Source organism: Cupriavidus necator A5-1, from assembly GCF_000744095.1.
In the GTDB taxonomy this organism is placed as follows: Bacteria; Pseudomonadota; Gammaproteobacteria; order Burkholderiales; family Burkholderiaceae; genus Cupriavidus; species Cupriavidus necator_A.
In genome coordinates, this window is the sequence record NZ_JQLI01000001.1 from 4,554,547 (window position 1) to 4,577,797 (window position 23,251).

21 protein-coding genes and 1 pseudogene are annotated in these 23,251 nt (G+C 67.0%); 17 read left to right on the forward strand and 5 right to left on the reverse strand.

Features of this window, described 5'->3' with window-relative positions; translation table 11 throughout:
* Window positions 1-25: 25 nt before the first annotated feature.
* From flhB to K307_RS20285, 6 genes are all read left to right on the forward strand, one after another.
* Entirely contained in the window at window positions 26-1,168 is a 1,143-nt protein-coding gene (flhB, locus tag K307_RS20260) for a flagellar biosynthesis protein FlhB (protein WP_042880781.1), read from the forward strand.
* A complete protein-coding gene (flhA, locus tag K307_RS20265; protein WP_042880783.1) occupies window positions 1,165-3,246 on the forward strand; it encodes a flagellar biosynthesis protein FlhA in 2,082 nt (693 codons plus the stop codon). The genes flhB and flhA overlap by 4 nt, the downstream gene beginning before the upstream one ends.
* A 10-nt stretch (window positions 3,247-3,256) precedes the next feature.
* A complete protein-coding gene (gene flhF / locus K307_RS20270) occupies window positions 3,257-5,602 on the forward strand; it encodes a flagellar biosynthesis protein FlhF (protein ID WP_042880786.1) in 2,346 nt (781 codons plus the stop codon).
* An 11-nt stretch (window positions 5,603-5,613) separates the two neighbouring features.
* A complete protein-coding gene (locus K307_RS20275) occupies window positions 5,614-6,408 on the forward strand; it encodes a MinD/ParA family ATP-binding protein (RefSeq protein WP_042880788.1) in 795 nt (264 codons plus the stop codon).
* A 94-nt stretch (window positions 6,409-6,502) separates the two neighbouring features.
* A complete protein-coding gene (locus tag K307_RS20280) occupies window positions 6,503-7,219 on the forward strand; it encodes an RNA polymerase sigma factor FliA (RefSeq protein WP_042880790.1) in 717 nt (238 codons plus the stop codon).
* Window positions 7,220-7,257: 38 nt separating this feature from the next.
* Window positions 7,258-7,656, forward strand: a complete 399-nt coding sequence (locus K307_RS20285; RefSeq protein ID WP_230625950.1) for a flagellar protein FlhE — start codon at window positions 7,258-7,260, stop codon at window positions 7,654-7,656.
* Window positions 7,657-7,914: 258 nt separating this feature from the next.
* Here the strand turns inward: K307_RS20285 and K307_RS20290 are convergent, their stop codons facing one another.
* The 3 genes from K307_RS20290 to flgA all read right to left on the reverse strand — a co-directional run bounded on the left by K307_RS20290 (window position 7,915) and on the right by flgA (window position 9,631).
* Complete coding sequence (locus K307_RS20290) at window positions 7,915-8,376, reverse strand: flagellar protein FlgN (protein WP_042880793.1); 462 nt, start codon at window positions 8,374-8,376, stop codon at window positions 7,915-7,917.
* A gap of 6 nt (window positions 8,377-8,382) precedes the next feature.
* A complete protein-coding gene (gene flgM / locus K307_RS20295) occupies window positions 8,383-8,691 on the reverse strand; it encodes a flagellar biosynthesis anti-sigma factor FlgM (RefSeq protein ID WP_042880796.1) in 309 nt (102 codons plus the stop codon).
* A 163-nt stretch (window positions 8,692-8,854) separates the two neighbouring features.
* The gene (gene flgA, locus K307_RS20300; protein ID WP_042880797.1) at window positions 8,855-9,631 is read right to left on the reverse strand and encodes a flagellar basal body P-ring formation chaperone FlgA; all 777 of its coding nucleotides are present in this window, start codon (window positions 9,629-9,631) and stop codon (window positions 8,855-8,857) included.
* 273 nt (window positions 9,632-9,904) lie between these two features.
* Here flgA and flgB point away from each other — a divergent pair, with 273 nt between their 5' ends.
* The 11 genes from flgB (at window position 9,905) to flgL (ending at window position 20,703) form a co-directional block, all read left to right on the forward strand.
* The gene (gene flgB / locus K307_RS20305; RefSeq protein ID WP_042880799.1) at window positions 9,905-10,312 is read left to right on the forward strand and encodes a flagellar basal body rod protein FlgB; all 408 of its coding nucleotides are present in this window, start codon (window positions 9,905-9,907) and stop codon (window positions 10,310-10,312) included.
* Between the two features lie 10 nt (window positions 10,313-10,322).
* The gene (flgC, locus tag K307_RS20310; RefSeq protein ID WP_042880801.1) at window positions 10,323-10,730 is read left to right on the forward strand and encodes a flagellar basal body rod protein FlgC; all 408 of its coding nucleotides are present in this window, start codon (window positions 10,323-10,325) and stop codon (window positions 10,728-10,730) included.
* 61 nt (window positions 10,731-10,791) lie between these two features.
* Complete coding sequence (gene flgD, locus K307_RS20315; RefSeq protein WP_042880803.1) at window positions 10,792-11,457, forward strand: flagellar hook assembly protein FlgD; 666 nt, start codon at window positions 10,792-10,794, stop codon at window positions 11,455-11,457.
* 68 nt (window positions 11,458-11,525) lie between these two features.
* Window positions 11,526-12,776, forward strand: a complete 1,251-nt coding sequence (gene flgE / locus K307_RS20320) for a flagellar hook protein FlgE (RefSeq protein ID WP_042880805.1) — start codon at window positions 11,526-11,528, stop codon at window positions 12,774-12,776.
* 26 nt (window positions 12,777-12,802) lie between these two features.
* On the forward strand, window positions 12,803-13,546 hold the full coding sequence (locus tag K307_RS20325; RefSeq protein WP_042880808.1) for a flagellar basal body rod protein FlgF: 744 nt from the start codon (window positions 12,803-12,805) through the stop codon (window positions 13,544-13,546).
* Between the two features lie 68 nt (window positions 13,547-13,614).
* On the forward strand, window positions 13,615-14,400 hold the full coding sequence (gene flgG, locus K307_RS20330; protein ID WP_042880810.1) for a flagellar basal-body rod protein FlgG: 786 nt from the start codon (window positions 13,615-13,617) through the stop codon (window positions 14,398-14,400).
* Window positions 14,401-14,411: 11 nt separating this feature from the next.
* Window positions 14,412-15,110, forward strand: a complete 699-nt coding sequence (gene flgH / locus K307_RS20335; protein WP_042880812.1) for a flagellar basal body L-ring protein FlgH — start codon at window positions 14,412-14,414, stop codon at window positions 15,108-15,110.
* The gene (locus K307_RS20340) at window positions 15,094-16,263 is read left to right on the forward strand and encodes a flagellar basal body P-ring protein FlgI (RefSeq protein WP_042880814.1); all 1,170 of its coding nucleotides are present in this window, start codon (window positions 15,094-15,096) and stop codon (window positions 16,261-16,263) included. The genes flgH and K307_RS20340 overlap by 17 nt, the downstream gene beginning before the upstream one ends.
* A 2-nt stretch (window positions 16,264-16,265) precedes the next feature.
* Window positions 16,266-17,306, forward strand: a complete 1,041-nt coding sequence (gene flgJ, locus K307_RS20345; RefSeq protein WP_042880816.1) for a flagellar assembly peptidoglycan hydrolase FlgJ — start codon at window positions 16,266-16,268, stop codon at window positions 17,304-17,306.
* A 204-nt stretch (window positions 17,307-17,510) separates the two neighbouring features.
* Window positions 17,511-19,433 (forward strand): flagellar hook-associated protein FlgK, encoded by a 1,923-nt coding sequence (gene flgK / locus K307_RS20350; RefSeq protein WP_042880818.1) that lies wholly within the window; start codon window positions 17,511-17,513, stop codon window positions 19,431-19,433.
* A gap of 43 nt (window positions 19,434-19,476) precedes the next feature.
* Entirely contained in the window at window positions 19,477-20,703 is a 1,227-nt protein-coding gene (gene flgL, locus K307_RS20355; protein WP_042880820.1) for a flagellar hook-associated protein FlgL, read from the forward strand.
* A 448-nt stretch (window positions 20,704-21,151) separates the two neighbouring features.
* Here flgL and K307_RS20360 read toward each other — a convergent pair.
* Window positions 21,152-21,445 (reverse strand): annotated as a pseudogene (locus K307_RS20360) (transposase); the annotation flags it as partial.
* A 52-nt stretch (window positions 21,446-21,497) separates the two neighbouring features.
* The gene (locus K307_RS20365) at window positions 21,498-23,153 is read right to left on the reverse strand and encodes an AMP-binding protein (protein ID WP_042880822.1); all 1,656 of its coding nucleotides are present in this window, start codon (window positions 23,151-23,153) and stop codon (window positions 21,498-21,500) included.
* Window positions 23,154-23,251: the final 98 nt, after the last annotated feature.

Genomic DNA, 23,251 nt, shown 5'->3' on the forward strand with positions numbered 1-23,251 from the left:
GCTTGCCGCTTCGCACGGAGCGTGGATGTCCGAAGAAAGCGATCTCGAGAAAACCGAACCCGCCTCACCCCGGCGCCTGGAAAAGGCGCGCGAGGAGGGGCAGGTGGTGCGTTCGCGCGAGCTCGCCACGTTCATCATGCTGATTGCCGGCGTCACCGGCCTGTGGACGCTGGGCGGCCAAATGGGGCGCAGCCTGAACCAGGTCATGCAGGGCGCGCTGCGCTTCGAGCGCGACACCGCGTTCGACACCTCGCGCATGCTGTCGCGCTTTGCCGTGATGGTCTGGGACAGCCTGCTCGCCTTCCTGCCCCTGCTGCTGCTGTTCGGCGTAGCCGCCGTGGCAGCGCCGCTGCTGCTGGGTGGCTGGGTGTTCTCGGCCAAGTCGTTCGCGCCGCAGTTCTCGCGCATGTCGCCGATGGCAGGGCTGGGCCGGATGTTCTCCGCGCACTCGCTGGTGGAGTTGCTCAAGGCCGTGGCCAAGTCGCTGCTGGTCGGCAGCGTCGGCGCCTGGGCGGTGTGGCACCGGCTCCCGGAGGCCATCGCGCTGATGAACGCCCCCGTGCAGGAAGCGCTGCTGCACATGGTCGACCTGGTGATGTACTGCTGCCTGGTGGTGTCGCTGTCGCTGCTGGTGGTGGCCGCCATCGACGTGCCCTGGCAGTACTGGGAGTTCTTCAAGAAGCTGCGCATGACCAAGGAAGAGGTCAAGCAGGAATTCAAGGAGAGCGAGGGCGACCCGCATATCAAGGGAAAAATCCGCCAGCAGCAGCGCGCCATGGCGCGCCGCCGCATGATGACCGAGGTGCCCAAGGCCGACGTGGTGGTGACCAACCCCACGCACTTTGCCGTGGCGCTGCGCTATGAGGAAGGCCGCATGAGCGCGCCGCGCGTGGTGGCCAAGGGCACCGGCGAGGTCGCCGCGCGCATCCGCGCGCTGGCCGCCGAGCACCGCGTGCCGCTGATGTCGGCGCCGCCGCTGGCGCGCGCGCTGCACCGCCATGTCGAACTCGGCCAGGAAATCCCGGCCGGACTCTATACCGCCGTGGCCGAAGTGCTGGCCTGGGTCTATCAACTGAAGCACTGGCACCACTCGCAGGGCCCGCAGCCGCAGGCGCCGGCGGACCTGCCGGTGCCCGATGAACTCGCCGTACCGGAAAGTCGCGCATGAACGCTCTGAACTCCTTGTTCAACCTGCCAGGCCTGCGCTCGGCCGGCCAGCTCAAGGCCATGACCGGGCCGCTGCTGATCATCATGATTCTCGGGATGATGATCCTGCCGCTGCCGGCCTTCGTGCTGGACCTGCTGTTCACCTTCAATATCGCGCTGGCGATCATGGTGCTGCTGGTCAGCATGTACACGCAGAAGCCGCTGGACTTTGCCGCCTTCCCGGCGGTGCTGCTGTTCACTACGCTGCTGCGCCTGTCGCTGAACGTGGCCTCCACGCGCGTGGTGCTGCTCGAAGGCCATACCGGCCCGGACGCCGCCGGCAAGGTGGTGGAGGCCTTCGGCCACTTCCTGGTGGGCGGCAACTTTGCGGTCGGTATCGTGGTATTCGCGATCCTGGTGGTGATCAACTTCATGGTGATCACCAAGGGTGCGGGCCGTATCGCCGAAGTCGGCGCGCGCTTCATGCTGGACTCGATGCCCGGCAAGCAGATGTCGATCGATGCCGACCTGAACGCCGGGCTGATCAACGAAGAAGCCGCCAAGAAGCGCCGCGCGGAAGTAGCGCAGGAATCGGACTTCTACGGCGCCATGGACGGTGCCAGCAAGTTCGTGCGCGGCGACGCCGTGGCGGGCCTCCTGATCATGTTCATCAACGTCGCCGCCGGCATGGTGGTGGGCATGGTGCAGCACGACCTGGACTTCGGCACCGCCGTGCACAACTACACGCTGCTGACCATCGGCGACGGCCTGGTGGCGCAGATCCCGGCGCTGGTGATCTCCACCGCCGCCGGCGTGATCGTCTCGCGCGTCTCGAACGAGCAGGACGTGGGCGAGCAGCTCACCGGCCAGCTCTTCGCCAACCCGCGCGTGCTGTACCTGACCGCGGGCATCATCGGCCTGATGGGCATCATCCCCGGCATGCCGCACTTCGCCTTCCTGCTGCTGGCGGGCGTGCTGGTGTGGATGGGCCGCTATATGTCGCGCCGCGCGGCCACGCAGGAACAGGTCAAGCAGCGCGAGGAACGCGCGCCGGCACTGGCGCACGAATCGACCGAGGCAAGCTGGGACGACGTCACGCTGGTCGATCCGCTCGGCATGGAAGTGGGCTACCGCCTGATCACGCTGGTGGACCGCGCGCAGGATGGCGAGCTGCTGGGCCGCATCAAGAGCATCCGCAAGAAGGTGGCGCAGGAAATCGGCTTCCTGGTGCCGGTGGTGCATATCCGCGACAACCTGGAACTGAAGCCCAACGCCTACCGCATCACGCTCAAGGGCGTGGAGATCGGCCGCGGCGAAGCCATGCCGGGCCAGTGGATGGCGATCAACCCCGGCCAGGTCAGCGGCACGCTGCCGGGCGCGGCCACGCGCGACCCGGCCTTCGGCCTGCCGGCGGTGTGGATCGACGCGGGCATCAAGGAACAGGCGCAGTCGTACGGCTACACCGTGGTCGATGCCAGCACGGTGGTGGCCACGCACCTGAACCACCTGATCCACATGCATGCGGCCGAACTGCTGGGCCGCCAGGAAGTGCAGGCGCTGCTGGACCGCATCGCCAAGGACTCGCCCAAGCTCACCGAAGACCTGGTGCCAAAGACCATCACGCTGACGGCGCTGCAGAAGATCCTGCAGAACCTGCTGGACGAAGGGGTGCCCATACGCGACATGCGCACCATTCTCGACGTGGTGGCCGAGCACGCGCCCAAGGTCAGCGATCCCAACGAGCTGACCGCGATGGTGCGCGTGGCGCTGGGCCGCGCGATCACGCAGCAGCTGTTCCCGAACAACGCCGACCTGCAGGTGATCGGCCTGGATGCCGGCCTGGAGCGCGTGCTGTCGCACGCGCTGACCAACGGCGGTGGCATCGAGCCGGGCCTGGCCGACGCGCTGCTGCAGCAGACCCAGGGCGCGGTCACGCGCCAGGAGCAGATGGGGCTGGACCCGGTGCTGCTGGTGCCGTCGCAGCTGCGTCCGCTGATGGCGCGCTTCCTGCGCCGCACCATGCCGCAGCTGAGGGTGTTGTCGCATTCCGAAGTGCCGGACAACCGCAATATCCGGATCACCGCAATGATCGGTGCCTGAGGAACAATTGATGAGCGTAGCCAAGTTCGTCGCGGCCAACGGCCGTGAAGCCATGCGCCAGGTGCGCGAAGCCATGGGGCCGGATGCCGTGGTGCTGTCCAACCGCACGGTGGAGGGCGGCGTCGAGATCGTCGCCATGCGCGATACCGATCTCGGCAGCGTGTCCGCCACGGCGCAGGTCTATGTGCCGCCCGCACCGGCGGTCGAGCCCGCTGCCATCGGCGACCTGCGCGGCGAACTGCGGTCGATGCGCGCGATGATCGAGCGACAGTTGGCCGGCATCAGCCCCGCCGCGGGCGCGGCCGCCCACGGCGTTGCCGCCAGCGATCCGCTGCGTGAATCGCTGTTCGAGTGGATGGTCGGCGCCGGCTTCTCCGGGCAACTGGCGCGCACGCTGCTGGCACGGCTGCCGCTCGGCTACGACCGTCCGGCCGCGATGACGTGGATCCGCACTGAACTGGCCAGCAAGGTGCCGGTGCTGGGCGACGAAGACAGCCTCTTTGCGCAAGGCGGCGTGCTGGCACTGATCGGACCCACCGGCGTGGGCAAGACCACCACCACCGCCAAGCTGGCGGCACGCTTCGTGCTCCGCCACGGCGCGGATAAGCTGGCACTGCTGACCACCGACAGCTTCCGTATCGGCGCGCATGAACAGCTGCGCATCTACGGCGACATCCTGGGCGTGCCGGTGCATGCGGTGAAGGACGCCGCCGGCCTGCGCTTTGCGCTGGCGGCGATGAAGGACAAGCACCTGGTCATCATCGACACCGTCGGCATGAGCCAGCGCGACCGCAGCCTGTCCGAACAGATCGCCATGCTGGCCGGCGTGCCCGCGCCGGTGCAGCGCGTGCTGCTGCTCAACGGCGCCAGCCACGGCGATACCCTCAATGAAGTGGTGCACGCCTACCGTCATGACGCCGCGCCCGAAAGCGGCGGCATCGACGGCTGCATCATCAGCAAGCTGGATGAAGCCACGCACCTGGGCTCGGTGCTGGACGTGGTGATCCGCCACCGGCTGCCGGTGTTCTATGCGTCCACCGGCCAGCGCGTGCCCGAGCACCTGGAACTTGCCAACAGCACCGCACTGGTGGAGCGCGCCTTCCTCACGCCGCGCCGCGGCTCGGTCTTTGCCGATGCCGATGCGGCGCGCCGCCGCCAGGCCGCCAGCGATGATGCCGTTCAGTCAAAGGGCGGCGCCGACGACGTGCTGCGCTCGCTCACCGACAGTGCCGACGCGCTCGGCAATTGCGTGGCGGAACTCAACAGCGCGGGCCTCGGCTTCGACCTGGCCCGCGCGCTGTGGCAACAGCGCGGCGCCGGCGCACCGGCGCTGCGCGCGATGGGGCAGCAGGTGCGCGAAGCGGTGTGCCGCGACGTCAACCGCCTGTGCGACCGGTACGTGCTGGCGCTCGCCACCACGCTGCAAGTGAATGTTCCGGGCCGCCGCACGCCCCAGCCGATGCAGCACACGCTGTGGCTGGCCGACCGCGACGGCACGCCGCTGGCCGCCACGGTGACGGCCACGGGCCGCGCCGGCCAGCCGATCGGCGAGGCCGACGCCGACGCCGATGCCGCCAACCTGCGCGCCGCCATGAGTGCCGCGCGCAAGGTCGTCAACCTGCTTGAAGCGGTACCGTCCGCCGCCATGCTGGCGCGCTGGCAGCAGGCTGGCGAGCGCTGGGTCGCCAATGCGCGCAAGACCGCGCGCGTGGTCAGCGCCGGCGCCGCGTGGAAGCTCGATGCACTGGCCGATACGCTGACCTTCCACGCTGTGGGCGATGCCACCGTGCGCGAGCGTGATGTCGTGCGCTGGCTGGCCAGCGCCGACGTGCGCGTGCCGGAAAGCCCGGTGCGTGGCAAGGGCGCGCCCGAAGGCGGCATCAATGCCTGCCTGGTGGTAGCGCGCGTGGTCGACCGCGCCACCGGCGAGCTGCTCGACACCCGCTACCTGCTGTGCGATCCGGCGCTGGCGCACGACGCTGCACAGGTCGCGCGCTGGGCGCCGTGGACCGATACCGCCGACGCACGCCTGCGCACGCTGCGCCATGCTGCCGACCACTTTGCGCAGGATGCCGAGGCCGGCCACGCCGCCGGCGCCGCGCTGGCTGCGCTGCAACTGGGCCTGTCGGTGCTGCGCCTGGAACACGCGCCGACCGCCAGCGCACCCGCCTTCCTCGCGCGCCTGGCCGGCCGCACCGCGCGCCAGGGTGCGCCGGTGGCCGGCACGGTGCTCAACGAAGGCATGGGCCGCATGCTGGCGCTGCTCGACGTGCTGGAGAACTACCCGGGCCGCGGCGCTGCCACGCCGGCCGCCGGTATCAACACGAACGCCGACGCGATGGGGGTCCTGCAGTGAGCGCACTCGCCATGGACCAGGCCGAAAGCCTGCGGCGCATGCTGGCCCCGCGCACGACCCGCCGTATCGCCGTGGTCGCCAGCGAGCGCGGCGCCGGTGCCACCACGGTGGCGCTGGGCCTGTCGCATGCCCTGGCGATGCAGGGCGAACGCGTGCTGCTGCTCGACGAAGACCCCGCCACGGCGCGCGCGACGCGCCTGGCCGGCGCCGCGCCGGCAGGGACCCTCGCCGACGTGCAGGACGGGCGCATGCCGCTGGAAGCCGCCGCGGGCGCGGGCACCAGCGGTGCGGTATCGGTGCTGCCGGCGGGCCGGCAGCGGGCCGGCCTGGACTTGCCGGCGTCGGCGCTGGCCGCCTTTCGCAGCGTGCTGGTCGATGCGGCAGCCGACGCCGACGGCGCGCTGTCGCCATTCGCGGGCGGTGCGCACAACGTCCTGATCGTGATGCGCCCGGAGCTGGCGTCGATCACCGCCGCCTACGCCTGCATCAAGCGCCTGCATCACTTGTACGCATGGCGGCGCTTCCACCTGATCGTCAACATGGCGACGACCGAGCCCGCCGTGCAGGCGATCATGCGCAACCTGGAGCGCACCGCCAGCCAGTACCTCGGCGTCGAGGCGATCTTTGCGGGCTGGCTGCCGGCCGATCCGCTGGTGGCGCGCGGCGTGCAACTGGGGCGCTGCGTGGTCGAAGCCTTCCCGGCCGCGCCCGCCACCACCGCGCTGCGCCGCACCGCCGGCAGTATCGGCGGCTGGCCGCTGCGTGCGGATACGCCGGCACCTGCCGCGGCGCCCGCGATGGCCTGAGCCGCCCATGCCAACCAACCGAACCAGACCCTGAGCCAGCCGGCCGCCACATGGCGCGTCGGTCCAGCAATCCAGCATTCACGAGAATTGCACCATGTACACGATCCAGGGAAAGCTCGAACAGGCCGATGTGGTCAAGGCGCACGCACAGCTGGTGCGGCGCATCGCCCTGCAACTGGCCGCCAAGCTGCCCGCCAGCGTGCAGATCGACGACCTGATCCAGGCCGGCATGATCGGCCTGCTCGACGCCGCCAAGCGCTATGAAGACACGCACGGCGCGCGCTTCGAGACCTATGCGAGCCAGCGTATCCGCGGCGCCATGCTCGACGAGGTGCGCGCCAACGACTGGCAGTCACGCAGCATGCGCCAGTTCACGCGCCGCATCGAACGCACCCAGCGCGGGCTGGAGCAGAAGCTCGGGCGCACGCCGCTGGACTCCGAAGTGGCCGAGGCCATGGAGATGGGGCTGGAGGAATACCAGCAGTTGCTCAATGAAGTCTATGGCTGCCAGTTGTTGCATTACGAGGATTTCGAACGCTCCGGCGAAGAAGATTTCCTCGATCGCCATCTCGGCGGCAGCGATGACGGCAACCCGCTGACCGTGCTGATGGAAAGCGGCATGCGCGAAGCGCTGATTCGCGCCATCGATCGCTTGCCTGAGCGCGAGAAGCTGGTGCTGTCCCTGTGCTATGACCAGGAGCTCAACCTGCGCGAAATCGGGGCGGTGCTCGATGTGACCGAGTCGCGCGTGTGCCAGATCCGGGGCCAGGCGATTACGCGGTTGCGGAACCAGTTGCGCGGGATGTTGTGATGCCGGTGTTGGTCGGCGCCGTGCGCGGCGCTTGCTTGATGCTTGCCGCAGTGTCGTCTTGCGCATGGGCTACGCAGGATGGCGGAACGCGTCATGCGTGGACCGCTTCGGTCAATGGCCCCGCGCTATACGGCCGCGGGCAGCGTGTAGTGTCGCCGCCGATCCAGCCCACCGGGGTGCTGCCCCAGTCCGAAGGCGTCATTACTTCCGTGCGCTGGCGCTACAGCTTTGCCAAGACGCCACCTGTGGAACTGCAGGCCTATCTATGCAATGCGCAGCGCTGTGTGTTGCTGCCGCAGGCCGAAGGGAAGACGGATGCATTCTGCGGGGATGACGCGACCATGGGCTTTGTGTTTGCGTTCCGGGTGCCGGGGCAGGGGAGCCTGGTGCCGGTGTTGCAGGGGCGCAGCAATGAGGTCGTGGTGGGGTTTCGATAGACTTTGATACCGAAGTGCGGCGTTAATTATGCCGTTGCGGGACACCCCTCTCCCGCTTGCGGGAGAGGGGTGGGGGAGATGGCAGGAGTGTCAAAGGCTGAGGCCCGTGAATTAAAACCGTTGGCTTCGCTTTGCGTGGTTCCTAGCTAGCCCACCCCTCTCCCCAACCCTCTCCCCCTGAGGGGAGAGGGAGAACACCTTGCGTAGGCTAGCTCGGGCGCTGCTGGAGCACTCAAAACCACAACCTGCTAACGACGCCTAGCCTGCCGCCAGACTGACCCCACCAGCACCCGCCGCCGCCTTCCCATCCTTCCCATACAACCCCGCATCACCACCACCATGCTGGCGCAGTGCCTGGATCGCTTCGCGCGTGAAGTCGAGATGCGCACTGATAACGGCGCCGTTCAGGGTATTGCCGTCGCGTGTGGCGCGGGCGGCGAAGATGAGCTTGCGCCAGGCGTCGGCGACTGCCGGGTCGATCTGGCGGCCGAGCAACTGACCTTCCGGGCCGGCGCGCAGGCCGTGCGCGCCCATCTGGGCTTCGCGGGCGCTGAGCTGGCGGGAGAGGGCCTGGCCCAGTTCTACCTTGCGCGTCAGCAGTTCGCTGAGGGACTGGAAGTCGCCCCGCTTGAGGGCGTCGCGCTCATCGGCGAGGAGTTGGCCGAAGACCTGGATGGCTTCGGTTTCGCGCTGCAGGGACTGGATCAGGCTCTGGCTCATGATGGGCTAGGTCGGGTCGGCCTGGCCGAGCTCGCGCAGGGTGGCGAGCAGGCCGTCGGCAATCTTGCCCGGGTCGATCTTGATCCGGCCTTCGGCGATGGCCTGGCGGATCTCTTCGACCTTGGCGGTATCGATATCGTCTTCGGTTTCCTGCGTCAGGCGGGCACTGATGTCGCGCACCTGGGCGGCCAGCGGGCTGACGCTCAGGCCGGCGGACGGCGCGGCGGCGCTGGCCGGCGCGGCCTGGGGCCGGGCGGCGGCGTCGCCCGCGGGAGCGTCGGCGGGCCGGGACGAGGTGGAATGGTTGATCTTCACGGGCGTTCCTTGCTGGTTTCCTATGGCATTACGGCCGCGGCGGCAAAATCTTTAGGGGCTGGCGCCCCGGATTCGCGCTGCGGCAGGGCCGACGGCATTTTCGCACGCCGGGCGCCACCTGGTTCCAGCCTGTTGGCCACGATCAAGGCACTTTCCGCGGGGGCTACTGCAGCACGACCGTGTCGCCGCTGCGCACCAGCCCGTTGACCACCTGCCCGCTGCGCAGGCGCACCTGCACGGTGTTGCCGGTGGCGGCGTCGGCCAGCACCTTGCCTTCGCTGGTGATCTGGAAGGCGTCGCCCTCCACGGCCACGGTAACGGTCTGGCCCTGACGCACGGCGATGGCCTTGCGCAGCAGGTCGGTGCGCATTGGCGAGCCGGCGGCGATGCGGTTGGCGGTGATCGCGCCGGCGAGCTGCGCCGGGTCGGTGATCACCGCGCGCGGCAGCGTGGCCAGGTCGCCCTGGCGCACTTCGATATCGGCCTGGCTGACCGGCTCGCCCGGGCCCAGCGCGCGCGCGGCGACGTAATAGTCGGTCAGCACCGAGACGCGCGCCTGCATGTAGCGTACCCACGGCCGCTCGCCGCCACAGCGCACGCCCACCGAGACCCGGCCCCAGAGCGATGCGCCGGCGGGCAGGAAGGGATCGGGCGCGACGCAATCCGGCGCGCGCCCGCCCGAGGGCGGCGCCACCTGCACGCTGACCTTGCCCGGCAGGCCGGCGGTCTGCTGCAGCAGGAAGCGTTCGACGGCCACGCGCGCCGGGTCCTCTGTGAAGGGGCTGGCGGCAGCATTGGCCTGGCCGTGCGCGGCCGGGGTCTGCAAGGCGACGGGTGTGACCTGCGCCGGCGCGGCGCTGGCGGCGCCCGCGGTGCAGAGCAGGCAGGCGGCCAGCAGGGCTTGCGCCAGGGTGCCGGCGTTGCGGCGGTAATGGTTCATACGGACTTCCCGGCAAGGACGGCACGGCATGCGCTGGCATGCCTGGCGCTCAGCCCCGTGACTGGCCGCGCGCCCCGTTTACTACTGTCATCGGGGTCCCATTGTAGGCAGCGCCTCGCGCGAGGGCGGGCCGAAATGCACGGATTTCCCGTCCTTATTCATCCGATTGGCGTGACAAGGCCCCGCCTAAGATGGCAACCCTGAAGAAGGTCGTCCCTTCGCTATTCGCTAGTTTGGTGTTCGCTTACGTTCAGTGAGCAGGGAGATGCCAGGATGATTGACAGACTCGACGCGGCCCTACGCTTCCAGCAGGAAGCGCTGAGCCTGCGCAACCAGCGGCAGTCGGTGATTGCCTCCAACATCGCGCACGCGGACACGCCCGGCTACAAGGCGCGCGACTTCGATTTCTCGAGCACTTTGGCGCAGAGCGTGGAGCGCGGCCATCGCAATGAAGGCATGTCGCTGTCGACCACCCAGGTGCGCCACCTGCCCGCGCAGGCACCGGGCCGCGAAGAATTCGACCTGGCCTACCGCATCCCGCTCCAATCGAGCGTCGACGGCAACACCGTGGAAATGGATACCGAGCGCGTGGCCTTCGCCGACAACGCCGTGCACTTCGAGGCCGGCCTGACGGTGATGAATTCCAGGATCAAGACCATGCTGGCCGCGATCCAGCAGTAAGGAGAGAGCGATGCCGGCAATGAACATCTTCGACGTCGCGGGCTCGGCCATGGCCGCGCAATCACAGCGCATGAACGTGACCGCGTCCAACCTGGCCAATGCCGACAGCGTGGTCAGCCCCGACGGGCAGGCCTACCGCGCCAAGCAGGTCGTGTTCGGCATGGCGCCGACACCTGGCCAGACCGACGTGGGCGGCGTGCAGGTAGCCGGCCTCACCGAAGACCCGTCGCCGCCGCGCATGGTGCACAACCCCACGCACCCGATGGCCAATGCCCAGGGCTATGTGGTGATGCCCAATGTCAACCCGGTGGAAGAGATGGTCAACATGATCTCAGCCTCGCGCTCCTACCAGGCCAACGTCGAGGTGCTCAACACCGCCAAGAACATGATGCTCAAGACGCTGACGATCGGTCAGTGACGAGCCTCGTCATCCGATTGCTTTCAACAGATCGTACAGAACGCAAGGGCCGGAACGCCACATGACAACCACCTCCTCGGTCAGCAGCAACACCCAGGGCATCAATGACGCCCTCAAGAGCGGGAGCGCCAGCGCTTCCGAGCTGCAGGAAAACTTCCTGAAGATGCTCGTCACGCAGATGAACAACCAGGATCCGCTCAACCCGATGGACAACTCGCAGCTGACCTCGCAGCTGGCGCAGATCAGCACGGTGAGCAGCATGCAGACCATGAACGCCACGCTGTCGCAGCTGCTGGCACAGGTCAGCGCCAGCCGCGCGATGGACTCCGCCGCGCTGATCGGCCACACCGTGATGGTGCCGGGCAAGCAGGTGTCGGTGGAAGGCGGCGTGCCGGGCAAGATCGGCGTCGACCTGCCATCGACCGCCGAATCGGTCACCGTCGACGTGCTGGACAAGGACGGCAACGTGGTGCGCACCATCGACATGAAGGGCCAGACCGCGGGCGTGCACGACATCCCCTGGGACGGCAAGAACAACGCGGGCGCGGCCGTGGCCGACGGCGACTATACCTTCAAGGTCACCGCCACCGCCAACGGCGCCTCGGTGCAGGCGGTGGCACTGGTCTACGGCAAGGTGCAGAGCATCAGCGGCGACTCGACCGGCGTGCTGGTCAACCTCGGCGACGGCCAGACCGCCAACGTCGACGACGTGCGACGCATCCTCTAATCGCAGGCGCCGGCCGCGCGCGAGCGCGGGGCCGGCTTCAACGACAGCTAAGTCAAAGGAAGGTATCCATGGGTTTCGGTCAAGGGGTAAGCGGCCTGAACGCCGCCGCGTCCAATCTGGATGTGATTGGCAACAACATCGCCAACGCCAACACGGTTGGCTACAAGCAGTCCACCGCGCAGTTCGCCGACGTCTACGCCGGCAGCAAGATCGGCCTGGGCGTGCGCGTGAACTCGGTGGTGCAGTCGTTCAACCAGGGCAATATCGAGGCCTCCGGCCGCTCGCTGGACGTCGCCATCACCAACGGCAATGGCTTCTTCCGCATGACCAGCCCGGACGGCGCGATCTATTACTCGCGCAACGGCCAGTTCCAGCGCCAGGACGATGGCCGCATCACCAATATGCAGGGCCTGCAGGTCACGGGCTACCCGGCGGGCGTGACCGCCGGCGCTGGCGTGCAGCCGCAGCCGCTGGTGATCAGCAACGCGCAGATGCCGCCGCAGGCCACCAGCACCATCACCGCCAAGTTCCAGCTGGATTCGCGCAGCACGGTGCCGGCCACGCCCTTTGCCAGCGCGCCGGGCACGCCGCCGACCAGCAGCATGTTCAACTACAGCACGGCGATCAACGTCTATGACTCGCTGGGCAACAAGCAGCAGCTGACGGCGTACTTCGCCAAGGTCGCGGACGCGCCCCCGCCCGCGGTCCCGCCGCACCCGACCGTCCCCGGCGGCACTGACTGGAACATGTACGTGACCGATGCCAACGGAAATATGGTCGGTGGCGCGCCGTTCTCGATGGCGTTCGACAACGCCGGCGCACTGCAAGCGCCCGCGGCCGGCGCCATCACGCTGACGCAGCCAGCCGCCGGTGGCGCGCAGCCGATGGCGATGAAGCTGGACCTGACTGGCACCACGCAGTTCGGCGCCGACAACGACGTCAAGCAGCTGGTTCAGAACGGCTACACCTCGGGCAGCCTGCTGGGCTACTCCGTGGATTCGGACGGCACCATCATCGGCAGCTACTCCAACGAGCAGACCCAGAAGCTGGGCCAGATCGTGATGGCCGCGTTCGGCAACGTCGAAGGCCTGAAGCCGGAAGGCGACAACGTCTGGTCCGCCACCGGCTCCTCGGGCCAGGCCCTGCTGGGCGTGGCCGGCGGCAGCATGGGCACGCTGCGCTCGAACGCGGTGGAAGCCTCCAACGTGGACCTGTCCGGCCAGCTGGTCAACCTGATCGTGGCGCAGCGCAACTACCAGGCCAACGCGCAGACCATCAAGGCGCAGGACACGGTCATGCAGACCCTGGTCAACCTGTGATCGCCACGCTGAGCTGAACCGTCGCCATGGACCGCATGATCTACACCGCCCTGTCGGGCGCCAAGCAGATACTCGACCAGCAAGCGGCGGTATCGAACAACCTGGCCAACGTCTCGACCCCAGCCTTCCGCGCGCAGATCAACCTGTACCGCGCGGTGCCGGTGGTCGGGCCGGAGACCGGCACGCGCGCCTTCACGCTGGCGTCCACGCCGGGCGCCGACATGCGTGCCGGCCCGCTGACCTACACCGGCCGCGCGCTCGATGTGGGGCTGCAGGGCAATGGCTGGCTGGTGGTGCAGACGCCCGACGGCGGCGAGGCCTACACCCGCGCCGGCGCGCTGCAGGTGTCGCAGGACGGGCAGGTGCAGACCATCACCGGGCTGCCGGTGATGGGCGATGGCGGTCCGCTGGCGGTGCCGCCGGGCTCGCAGGTGAGCATCGGTACCGACGGCACCATCACCGCGCGCGGCCCCGGCGAAGCCTCGGCAGGTCTCGCCCAAGTGGGCAGGCTGCGCGTGGTCAATCCGCCCAACGACGCCATCGCGCGCGGCGATGACGGCCTGTTCCGCCTGCGCGCCGGCGCGCAGCCGCTGGAAGCCGATCCCACCGTGCGCGTGATCTCGGGCGCGCTGGAAGGCAGCAACGTCAACCCGACCGAAGCCATGGTCGAGATGATCGCCAATGCCCGCCGCTTCGAGATGCAGATGAAGATGATCCAGGGCGCGGACAGCAACGACCAGCGCGCCAACCAGCTGCTGTCGACCAACTGATGCCCTGACGCAGCGGCCCGGACAAGCGGGCCAGAACAAGCTCTTACAAGACCCCAGCAAGGACCAACATGATCCGCTCTCTCTGGATTGCCAAGACCGGCCTCGATGCGCAGCAGACGCAGATGGACGTGATCTCGAACAACCTGGCCAACGTCTCGACCAACGGCTTCAAGCGCGGCCGCGCGGTGTTCGAGGAACTGATGTACCAGACCATCCGCCAGCCCGGCGCGCTGTCGTCGGACCAGACCACGCTGCCCTCGGGCATGCAGCTGGGCACCGGCGTGCGCCCGGTCGCGACCGAGCGCATCCATACGCAAGGCAACCCGCAGCAGACCGGCAATTCCAAGGACGTGGCCATCATCGGCCAGGGCTTCTTCCAGGTGGCGCTGCCCGACGGCACCACCGCCTACACCCGCGACGGCTCGTTCCAGGTCGACCAGAACGGCCAGCTGGTGACCTCGAGCGGCTTCGTGATCCAGCCCGCCATCACCCTCCCGGCCAACACGCAGACGGTGACCGTCGCGCGCGACGGCACGGTGTCGGTGACCCAGCCGGGCTCGAGCGCCAACGTCCAGGTCGGGCAGCTGCAGCTGGCCACCTTCATGAACCCGGCCGGCCTGGAAAGCATGGGCGAGAACCTGTACGTGCAGACCGACGCCTCGGGCGCGCCCAATACCACCGTCCCCGGCCTGAACGGCGCCGGCACGGTCCAGCAGAACTACGTCGAAGGCTCCAACGTCAACGTCGTGGAAGAACTGGTCAGCATGATCCAGACGCAGCGCGCGTACGAGATCAACAGCAAGGCCGTGCAGTCGTCCGACCAGATGCTGCAGCGCCTGGCGCAGCTCGGTTGATTGGAGTGAACATGGCCACCTTGCTTTCCCGCCTGGGCGCGCGTGCGCTGTATTGCCTGGCCGGCGTGGCATTGCTGGCCAGCGGCGGCTGCGCGCTGGTGCCGCGCGAGCCGCTGGTGCAACTGCCCACCAGCGCGCGCGCCGAGCCGCGCCCGATGGGGCCGGCTTCCGGCTCGATCTACCAGTCCTCGTACGCCGGCAATCCGCTGTTCGAGGACCGCCGTCCGCGCAACGTGGGCGACATCCTGACGATCTTGATTACCGAGAACGTCAACGCCAGCAAGAATTCCGGCACCAACACCAGCCGCACCGGCAGCGGCGCGCTGGCGTTCGACGCGGTGCCGCGCGCGCTCGGGGGGCTGTTCGGCGCAAGCCAGAACGCCAACATGAACGGCGCCAATACGCTGAAGGCCAGCGGCGGCGCCAGCGCGGCCAATACCTTCAACGGCACCATCACCGTGACAGTGCTGGAAGTGCTGACCAACGGCAACCTGGTGGTCTCGGGCGAGAAGCAGCTCGCCATCAACCAGGGCGCCGAATTCATCCGCTTCTCGGGCGTGGTCAACCCGCGCACGATCACCGGCGACAACGCCGTGCTGTCCACGCAGGTGGCCGATGCGCGCATCGAATACACCGCCAGGGGCGTGATCGACGAAGCGCAGAACATGGGCTGGCTGCAGCGCTTCTTCCTCAATGTTTCTCCGTTCTGACCGCGCCATGTCCGCTTCGATGCTCGCGTATTTCCTGTCCCGCCTGCTGCGCGTGAGCGTGGTCAGCCTGGCGCTCGGCGTGGCCTTCAGCGCCTTTGCCACCGGCGCCAAGGCCGAGCGCCTGAAGAACCTGGCCACGTTCCAGGGCGTACGCGAGAACCCGCTGGTGGGCTACGGCCTGGTGGTCGGCCTGGACAACACCGGCGACCAGACCATGCAGACGCCGTTCACCACGCAGAGCCTGACCAACATGCTCTCGCAGCTGGGGATCACGCTGCCGGCCGGCAAGAACATGCAGCTCAAGAACGTGGCCGCGGTGATGGTCACGGCTTCGCTGCCGGCCTTTGCGCAGCCGGGCAGCCAGCTTGACGTGGTGGTGTCGTCAATGGGCAATGCCAAGAGCCTGCGCGGCGGCACGCTGCTGATGACGCCGCTCAAGGGCGCCGACGGCCAGGTCTATGCGATCGCGCAGGGCAATATGCTGGTGGGCGGCGCGGGTGCGTCGGCCAATGGCAGCAAGGTGCAGGTCAACCAGCTGGCGGTGGGACGCATCGCCAACGGCGCCATCGTCGAGCGCGCGGTCGCGGCCTTCCAGCCGGACGGCGGCGTGCTCAACCTCGAACTGAAGGACACCGACTTCGGCACCGCCGAGCGCGTGGTCGAAGCCATCAACCGCTCGATGGGCGGCGGCGTCGCCGCGGCGCTGGACGGCCGCGTGGTGCAGGTGCGCGCGCCGGCGTCGGCAGCGGCACGCGTGGGCTTCCTGGCCCGCATTGAGAACCTCGACGTGACCCCCGCCAAGGCGGCCGCCAAGGTCATCCTGAACGCCCGCACCGGTTCGATCGTGATGAACCAGGCGGTGACGGTGGAAGACTGCGCGGTGGCGCACGGCAACCTGTCGGTGGTGATCAACACGCAGCCGGTGATCAGCCAGCCCGCGCCGTTCAGCGGCGGGCAGACGGTGGTGGCGCCGGTGTCGCAGATCGACATGCGGCAGCAGGGTGGCTCGCTGCAGGTGGTCAAGGCGGGTGCGTCGCTGGCCGCCGTGGTCAAGGGCCTGAACGCGCTGGGCGCGACCCCGGCCGACCTGCAGACCATCCTGGAAGCCATGCGCGCTGCCGGTGCGCTGCGCGCCGAGCTGGAAGTGATCTGATCATGAGCACGCCACTCCCCCCGCAGGCGGAGCTGACGCAGCGCTTCGCGCTGGATACGCAGGGCTTCGAGGCGCTCAAGCACAGCGCCCGCAATGGCGCGGATGCCAGCACGCTGCGGGCCGCTGCCAGGCAGTTCGAGGCGGTGTTCACGCAGATGGTGCTCAAGAGCATGCGCGATGCCACGCCGCAGGAAGGCATCTTCGACAACGAGCAGAGCAAGCTCTACATGTCCATGATGGACCAGCAGCTCGCGCAGCAGATGTCATCGCGCGGGATCGGGCTGGCCGAGGTGATGGTGCGCCAGCTGGCGCGCGCGGCAGGCACGCCGATGCCGGCCGGCATGAATGCGATGAGCGCGGCCGAGTCGGGCAAGGCCGCGGATGCCGAGATGGCGCGCCTGCTGGACAGCCGTGGCGCCGGTGCCATGCCTTCCGACAACGGAGAGCTCGCCGACCTGCCGGCCATCGGCACCATCGTGCCGGGGCAGAACTGGAATCCCACGGCGGGCCTGCGCCAGTATCAGCCGCAGTCCTATGCCGACCGCGGCCAGGGTGAAGATTCGCTTGGCCGGCTCCCGGACGACGCGCCGGCGCATGTCAGCGCCTTCGTGGCCCGCATGGCCGCACCGGCGGAAGCAGCCGCGCGCGCCAGCGGCGTGCCGGCACGGCTGATCGTCGGCCAGGCCGCGCTGGAATCCGGCTGGGGCCAGCGCGAGATCATGCACGCGGACGGCTCCACCACGTTCAACGTCTTCGGCATCAAGGCCGGCGCGAACTGGAAGGGTCGCGTGGCGGAGATCACCACCACGGAATATGTCGACGGCGAGCCGCAGAAGGTGAAGGCGAAGTTCCGGGCCTATGGCTCGTATGACGAAGCCTGTGCTGACTACGCGCGGCTGCTGACGACCAATCCGCGCTATGCGGGGGTGGTGAGCGCGGCATCGGCGGAGGAAGCGGCGCATGGCCTGCAACGCGCGGGGTATGCCACGGATCCGGCGTATGGGCACAAGCTGGTGAAGATCATGAAGAAGGTGGCGGTTTGAGGCTGGGGTATAGCTCCGGCGTCAGCCGTAGCTGACACCGCCTGAACAAGGCTCCCCTCTCCCGCCCGGCGGGAGAGGGGAGCAAACCGTCCGCATTCTTCCGCTTCTGCGCCTAAAGTCTGCCCCAAACAAAGCCGATATCCCCCACATCCACCACCGCCGGCCCACGCCGCGGCAGTCCAACAAAACCAGGGTCATTGCACAATGTCTCTCTTCAGTATTGGTCTTTCCGGCCTGAACACCGCGCAGAACGCGCTGACGACGACTGGCCACAACTTCGCCAATTCGGCGACCGAGGGCTATTCGCGCCAGAACACGATCGTGGCCTCGGCGGGCGGCCAGTACACCAGCCAGGGCTTCTACGGCTACGGCTCCAACACCACCACGGTGATCCGCGTCTATGACGAGTTCCTGACCGGCCAGCTGCGCGGCGCCACCTCGGCCAGCGCGTCGCTGGCGACGTACTCGGACCAGATCTCGCAGATCGACAATTTGCTGGCCGACCAGAAGGGCGGCCTGGCACCGCTGATGCAGAAGTTCTTCGCGGCGGTGCAGGCCGTCGCCGACACGCCGGCCGATCCGGCCGCGCGCCAGGGCATGCTGTCCGCCGGCCAGGCGCTGGTGGGGCAGGTCCGTTCGGCCAGCAACTACTTCAAGCAGCTGCAGTCCGGTGTCAACGACCAGGTAGGCACTGCGGTCACGCAGGTCAATGCCTACACCAAGCAGATCGCCAACCTGAACCAGGAGATCACGCGCCTGAAGGCCGCTTCCGGCGGCCAGCCGCCCAACGACCTGCTCGACCAGCGCGACCAGGCCGTGGCCGAGCTGACCAAGCTGGTCGGCGCCAAGGTGGTGGTGCAGGACGGCGGCACCTACAACGTGTTCGTCGGCAACGGCCAGCCGCTGGTGATGGGCAATGACTCGTACGACCTCAAGGCCGTGCCCTCGGCAGCCGATCCCAACCGCACCGTGGTCGCCTACACCCTGCCCAGCGGCAGCGTGTATGAAAGCGAACCCGGCGCGATAAAGGGCGGCTCGCTGGGCGGCCTGCTGCAGTTCCGCACCGAGTCGCTGGATGCCGCGCAGAGCGCCATCGGCCGCCTGTCGCTGGCGATCGGCCAGAGCTTCAATGCGCAGCACAAGCTGGGCATGGACCTGAACGGCGCCATCGGCACCGACATGTTCACGCTGGGCACCGCCACCGTGCTGCCCAACGCCAACAACACCGCCATCACCACGGTCGCGACGGCCACGATCAACAACGCCTCGGCACTGACCACCAGCGACTACTCGCTGCACTTCGACGGCACCAACTACACGCTGACGCGCCTGTCGGACAACAAGCAGGTGGTCACGCCGGTACCGGGGGGCGGGGCGACCTATCCGCTGGCGTTCACCGCCGACGGCTTCACCGTGCAGATCAACGCGGCGATGGGCACCAACGATTCGTTCACGATCCAGCCCACGCGCAACGCCGCCACCGGCTTCGACATGGCGATCTCCGACCCGGCCAGGATCGCCGCGGCCTCGCCGGCACGTGCCGATGCGGCGGCCACCAACAAGGGCAGCGGCACCGCCAGCCTGAGCAATGTCGCTCCAGGCTTTACGCTTCCGGCCGGCAAGATCACCGCCACCTTCGACGGCACCAACTACGTCTTCACCGACGCCGGCGGTGCGCCGCTGGTGCCGGCGCCGGTGGGCGTGCCCAACGGCAGCAATACCGACTACACCATCAATGGCCTGACGTTCAGCTTCGGCGGCACGCCCAAGGCGGGCGACTCGTTCACGCTGGGCAGCAATGCCGGCGGGGTGAAGGACAACGGCAACATGCTGACGCTGGCCAAGCTGCAGAACGCCAAGACCATCGGCGGCGTGTCCAGCTTCAGCGAAGCCTATGCGCAGCTGGTCAACGACGTCGGCACGCGTGCCAAGTCGGTCAAGATCGCCTCGACCTCCCAGGACAGCATCACCACCCAGATCAAGACCGCGCAGCAGTCGGTGTCCGGCGTCAACATGGACGAGGAAACCGTGTCGATGCTGCGCTTCCAGCAGCTGTACCAGGCCAACGCGCGGGTCATCCAGACCGCCAGCACGCTGTTCGACACCATCATCGGCATCGGTGCTTAAGCAATACAGCCGGCACCCACACGGATTCGAGAGGTAAATCACCATGCGCGTTGCAAGCTCCACCCTGTACCAGCAAGGCCTGGCGTCGATGAACTACCAGCAGGGCTCCCTGCTGCATATCCAGCAGCAGCTCGGCACCGGCCGCCGCATCCTCACGCCCTCCGACGACCCGGTCGGCGCCACGCGCGCGCTGGGCGTGAGCCAGGCGCAGGCCGTCAACGGCCAGTACGCCACCTCGCGCAAGCAGGCCAATATCGCGCTGAGCGCAGAGGAAAACGCGCTGCAGTCGGTCACCACCATCACGCAGAACATCCAGACGCTGCTGGTGCAGGCCGGCAACGGCACCATGAGCGACAGCGACCGCGCCTCGGTGGCAACCTCGCTGGAAGGCCTGTACAACCAGCTGCTCGGCCTGGCCAACTCCGATGACGGCAACGGCCAGTATCTGTTCGGCGGCACCCGCTCGGGCAGCGCGCCATTCACGCAGAGCACCGGCGCCGGCAACTACATCGGCGACACCGGTCAGCAGCTGCTGCAGGTCGACGTGGCCCGCCAGATGCCGTCCGGCAACAACGGCCGCGAGGTCTTCATGAGCGTGACCGGCGGCGCCGGCTACGTGGTCAAGGGCAACAGCGCCAATACCGGCAGCGCCAGCTTCAACACGGTATCCACCACGGATCCGAGCAATGCGCTATACGGGCATTCGCTGCAGGTCACCTTCCAGGCCAATGGCGCCGGCCAGATGGAATACAGCGTCACCGACCTGTCGGTGCCGGCACCCGCGCCGGTGGTGGCGGGCCCGCTCGCCTACAACTCGTCGGCACATATCGAAGTGGGCGGGGTCAGCTTCAACGTCACCGGCGATCCCAAGAACGGCGACACCCTGACCATGCAGCCCGCCAGCGAGGCCGGCACCGACATGTTCGCCAACCTGCAGACCGTGATTGACACGCTGCGCCAGCCCAACCCTACCCCCAGCAGCCAGGCCAACCTCAACAACGTGCTGGCCACCGCCACGCGCCAGTTCTCCAACTCGCTCGACAACGTGCTGACGGTGCGTTCGTCGGTGGGCTCGCGCATGCAGGAGCTGGATGCGCTGGATGATGTGGGGACCAACCGCGACCTGACGTATTCGGAGACGCTGTCTGGTATCCAGGACCTGGATTATGCGGCGGCGATTACTGAGTACTACCAGCGGCAGACCGCGCTGCAGGGGGCGCAGCAGTCGTTTATGCAGATTCAGGGGATGAATTTGTTTAAGTATTTGTAAAGGGGCTGCAGGGCTTCGCGGTGCGATGTTGCTGTGCCGGAGTATTAAAGGCAGCACAGAAAGATCCATAAACCCATCACAACGGACGTCCTTCGCCCGGAAAGCCTTGTGCCATACGGCATGTGACGGGTTTACGTATTTTTTTCGCCTTGCTCACGCCGCCGTGCCTTCGTGATGTTGTGGTCGTACGTCTCGTTTAGACGGAAATTCGATAGTCGGCACTGCTCCCAATATAGACCCAGAACGCGCGGGATGAGAACCCCTATTATTCGATCCTAATTCACCTGTGCAGGCAGGTGGAATGTCGCGCGACGTAGGGACATGCTGAGCCGGATTTCAATAGATCTGACGGTCAGCGAAGTTAGTCAAGACTCTTCGTCTTTGTCGGTCCAACAGAGCTTTGACACTACGTGCTCAATCTGATCGAACACGGCTTTCTTTTCCTTAGGTCCCCTGCCAAGCGATCACTCCTACCGGGCAGGAAATGCAAGATCAGTTTGCCCTGCATGCTGGCAATGTAGTCCTTGACGATGGCTTTTTTATGCGCTGGCAATCCGTCGACGATCAGATGCACCGCCTTCATTCGATTGAACATCAGCTTCTTGAGCAGCGTGACGAACAACTCGCCGCTGAGCCCGCCTTCGTACGTGGCAAACCAGAATGCTCCCTTCGCATTGACAGCGGACGCCGCACTCATGCTTTGCCGCTGGCCCGGCCGCTCGACAACGGGCGCCGTCGAGCGTTCATTCAACCAAGGCGTATGGCGGAGTGAGTGGGCAGCTAACGGGACGGAATTAACTGGCGGTCAATTCCGTGATGGCCTCCCGGCTTCGCGCCAGCTCGCGCAGGCGGAACTTTTGAATTTTGCCGGTTCCCGTCTTGGGTAACGCCCCATATACGACCCTGACGGGGCACTTGTAATGGGCCAGACGGCTGCGGCAGAATGAAATGACCTCCGCTTCGGTGGGCGCTACTACGCCGCTCTTGAGTTCGATGAACGCACATGGCGACTCTCCCCATTTAGCATGGGGTTGTGCCACTACTGCGGCAATCAGTACGGCAGGATGCTGGTGGAGGACGTCCTCGACCTCCACCGAGGAGATATTCTCTCCACCGGAAATGATGACGTCTTTCGACCGATCAGTGATCTGGACGTACCCATCTGGATGCACGACCGCGAGGTCACCGGTGTGGAACCATCCGCCACCGAACGCTCTCTCGGTAGCTTCGGGGTTTTTCAGGTAGCCCTTCATCACGATGTTGCCGCGCAGAAGCAACTCACCCTGCGTCTTTCCGTCCCAGGGAACGAACTCCATCGTGTCCGGGTCGGCCACACAGAGGCCTTCGAGGCCAGCGGCGCGATTGCCCTGACGGGACATGAGCCGGGCTTTCTCGTCTCCGGATTTTTCGTTCCATGCTGGATTGGCGTACGAACTCACCGGTGTGCCGGACGCTTCTGTAATGCCATAGACGTGCTCGACGTCAAAGCCCTGCTCCAGCACCGCTTTGAGTACGCTTGCGGGCGGAGGCGAGCCAGCGGTCCGAATGCGTACAACGTGCGAGAAGGGTCGGCGTTCATTCTGCGTCGCGGAGGCAAGCGACGCGAGCACGATCGGCGCGGCGCAGAAATGATCCACCCCGTATGCCTCAACAGCACTGAAGATGTTCGCCGCAGTCACCTTGCGCAAGCAAACATGCGTACCGGCGGCCGCCGTGATCGCCCATGCGAAGCACCAGCCGTTCGCATGGAACATGGGAAGCGTCCAAAGGTACTTCGGCGCTCGCGGCATTCCCCAGTCGGTCAACTGCAGCATGCTCATGAGGTAAGCCCCACGATGACTGGGCACCACGCCCTTGGGGTCAGACGTCGTGCCGGAGGTGTAGTTCAGGGCGATCGCATCCCACTCGTCCTCAGGCCAGACCCCACGGAAGTCGGCGTCTCCTTCGCGCAGAAACTGTTCGTACTCAAGGGCGCCGATCTGTTCCCCTTCTGGGGCCAGCGCGTCTGCAATGTCGATGAGCAGCGGCGCGTTCGGCAGGCCTTGCAAGGCCTCGGCGGCCAGGGTCGAGAACTCCCGATCCACAAACAAGACCTTGCATTCCCCGTGCTTGACGATAAACCGGACGCCGTCGGCATCCAACCGGCAGTTGATCGCGTTCAGCACAGCACCGCTAAGCGGAATGCCATGATGGGCCTCCACCATCGCAGGCGTATTGGGGGCCAGGATCGACACAGTGTCCCCGCGGCCGATGCCGCGCCTGACAAGCGCGCTTGCCAGTCGCCTGCATCGCTCCCTTGTCACATTCCATGATTGTCGCAGTGACCCATGAACGATGGCCGTGCGGTCCGGATATTGATCGGCGCATCGATCAAGAAAATGGAGTGGGGTGAGCGGCACGTGATTCGCGGCACTACGTTCCAGTCCTACCTGATAGATGTTCGTGTTCATGCGTTGTCTCCTGCTGGTTTTTGCGGCTAGCGGACTACTTTCGTCAGCGAATGATATTGAGGCGTGACGATACCGCCCAAGGCTTGCGAACAATGTCT